At 72.4% G+C, this 2,798-nt stretch carries 2 protein-coding genes; both read right to left on the bottom strand.

Features of this window, described 5'->3' with window-relative positions; all coding sequences use genetic code 11:
* Positions 1-96 precede the first annotated feature (96 nt).
* A complete protein-coding gene (gene mmsA, locus VIU94_RS36935; protein ID WP_331918644.1) occupies positions 97-1,599 on the bottom strand; it encodes a CoA-acylating methylmalonate-semialdehyde dehydrogenase in 1,503 nt (500 codons plus the stop codon).
* Between the two features lie 13 nt (positions 1,600-1,612).
* Positions 1,613-2,798 (bottom strand): thiamine pyrophosphate-dependent enzyme (locus VIU94_RS36930; RefSeq protein ID WP_331918642.1); only part of this gene is annotated, 1,186 nt, incomplete at its 5' end.

The raw sequence follows: 2,798 nt of genomic DNA, 5'->3' as shown, positions 1-2,798 counted from the left end.
GCGTGGACCTGGGCTTCCCGCGCAACCACTGAGCGGGTAGCGCTCTCGGCAGGCCGCGGCCCGTACGGGCCGCGGCCTGCCGAGAGCGCTACCCGCTCAGTGGTTGCGCGGGAAGCCCAGGTCCACGCCCGCCGGGGCCTCGGACGGGTCCGGCCAGCGGGTGGTGACGACCTTGCCGCGGGTGTAGAAGTGCACGCCGTCGTTGCCGTAGATGTGGTGGTCGCCGAAGAGCGAGTCCTTCCAGCCGCCGAAGGAGTGGTAACCCACCGGCACCGGGATCGGCACGTTCACGCCGACCATGCCCGCCTCGACCTCCAGCTGGAACCGCCGCGCCGCGCCGCCGTCCCGAGTGAAGATCGCGGTGCCGTTGCCGAACGGCGAGGCGTTGATGAGGGCCAGGCCCTCCTCGTACGTGTCCGCGCGCAGCACGCACAGCACCGGGCCGAAGATCTCGTCCCGGTACGCCTTGGCCGTGGTCGGCACGTGGTCCAGGAGCGACAGGCCGATCCAGTGGCCGTCCTCGAAGCCGTCCACCGTGTAGCCGGTGCCGTCGAGGACGACCTCGCAGCCCTCGTCTGCCGCGCCGGTCACGTACGAGGCGACCTTGTCGCGGTGGACCTTGGTGATCAGCGGGCCCATCTCGGACGTCGGGTCGTCGCCGGGGCCGATCTTGATCTTCTCGGCGCGCTCGCGGATCTTCTCGACCAGCTCGTCGCCGATGGCGCCGACCGCGACGACCGCCGAGATCGCCATGCAGCGCTCGCCGGCGGAGCCGTACGCCGCCGAGACGGCCGCGTCCGCCGCCGCGTCGAGGTCCGCGTCCGGCAGCACCAGCATGTGGTTCTTCGCGCCGCCGAGCGCCTGGACGCGCTTGCCGTTGGCGGAGGCGGTGGTGTGGATGTGGCGGGCGATCGGGGTCGAGCCGACGAAGGAGACCGCGGAGACGTCCGGGTGCTCCAGGAGCCGGTCGACGGCCACCTCGTCGCCGTGCAGGACGTTGAACACGCCGTCCGGCAGGCCCGCCTCGGCGAGCAGCTCGGCGATCTTCAGGGACGGCGAGGGGTCCTTCTCGCTCGGCTTGAGGATGAAGGTGTTGCCGCAGGCGATGGCCAGCGGGAACATCCACATCGGCACCATGGCCGGGAAGTTGAACGGGGTGATGCCGGCGACGACGCCGACCGGCTGGCGGATCGCGGCGACGTCGACCCGGTTGGACACCTGGGTGGACAGCTCGCCCTTGAGCTGGACGGTGATGCCGCAGGCCAGGTCGACGATCTCCAGGCCGCGGGCGACCTCGCCCAGCGCGTCGGAGTGCACCTTGCCGTGCTCGGCGACGATCAGCTCGGCGATGGCGTCCCGGTTCGCGTCGAGCAGCGCCCGGAACTTGAACAGCACAGTGGTGCGCTGCGCCAGCGAGGACTGGCCCCAGGTCGCGAAGGCGGCCTTCGCCGAGGCCACCGCGGCGTCGACCTCCTCGACGGAGGCGAGCGCCACCTGCGTGGTGACGGCACCGGTGGCCGGGTCGGTGACCGGGCCCCAGTTGCCCGACGTGCCCTCGACGCTCTTGCCACCGATCCAGTGGTGGACGGACTTCGTCATGACAGTTGCTCCTTCACAGATGGCGGCGTCGGGCTGTGACGTGCCGGTCGTACTGCTCTCGTGCCCTGACCGCCGACGGGCGCGTCGCGGTCTCGGCCACGGGCACATCCCACCACGCCTCGGCCGGGGGCGGGCCCGACACAGTGTCGGGCGTTTCGGTCTCGACGTAGACACATGTGGGGACGGTCGCGGCGCGGGCGTCGGCGAGCGCTTCTCGCAGGTCACCGATGGTGCGGGCGCGCAGCACCCGCATCCCGAGGGAGGCCGCGTTGGCGGCCAGGTCGACCGGCAGCGGCGGTCCGGTGTACGTCCCGTCGGCGGCCCGGAAGCGGTAGGCGGTGCCGTACCGCTCGGCGCCGACGGACTCGGAGAGCGCGCCGATCGAGGCGTAGCCGTGGTTCTGCAGGATCACCACCTTGATCGGCAGGTCCTCCTGCACGGCGGTGACGATTTCAGTCGGGTTCATCAGGTACGTCCCGTCCCCGACGAGCGCCCAGACGGGCCGGCCCGGCGCGGCGAGGGCGACGCCGATCGCCGCCGGGATCTCGTAGCCCATGCAGGAGTACCCGTACTCGACGTGGTACTGGTCGGCGGAACGGGTCCGCCAGAGCTTGTGCAGGTCGCCGGGGAGCGAGCCGGCCGCGTTGATCAGGATGTCGTCCTCGGTGACCAGGGTGTCGAGGACGCCGAGGACCTGCGTCTGGGTGGGGCGCTCGTCCTCCTTGCCGGCGGCGTACGCGGCGCTGACCCGGGCCTCCCAGCGCTCCCGTCCCGCGCGGTACTCCTGCTCGTACGCGACCGGCACGCCGTGCCCGTCGAGCGCGCCGTGCAGGAGCTCCAGGCCCTCGCGGGCGTCGCCGACCAGCGGCAGCGCGGCGAGCTTGCAGGCGTCGAAGCCGGTGATGTTGAGGTTGACGAAGCGGACGTCCGGGTGGGCGAAGAGGGTGCCGGAGGCGGTGGTGAAGTCGGTGTAGCGGGTGCCGACGCCGATGACCAGGTCGGCGGTGCGGGCGAGGCGGTCGGCGACGGCGGTGCCGGTGTGGCCGACGCCGCCGACGTCGGACGGGTGGCCGTGCGGCAGGGCGCCCTTGCCGGCCTGGGTGGAGGCGACCGGGATGCCGGTGGCGCTCGCGAACTCGGCGAGGGCCTCCTCGGCGCGGCTGTGGTGGACTCCGCCGCCGGCGATGACGAGCGGGCGC

It is taken from the genome of Streptomyces sp. (assembly GCF_036566765.1).
In the GTDB taxonomy this organism is placed as follows: Bacteria; Actinomycetota; Actinomycetes; order Streptomycetales; family Streptomycetaceae; genus Streptomyces.
This window is presented reverse-complemented; position numbering and strand designations above follow the sequence as displayed.

Excerpts from the sequence above, each read along its gene's own strand:
- mmsA (WP_331918644.1), bottom strand. The coding sequence starts at position 1,599 with ATGACGAAGTCCGTCCACCACTGGATCGGTGGCAAGAGCGTCGAGGGC.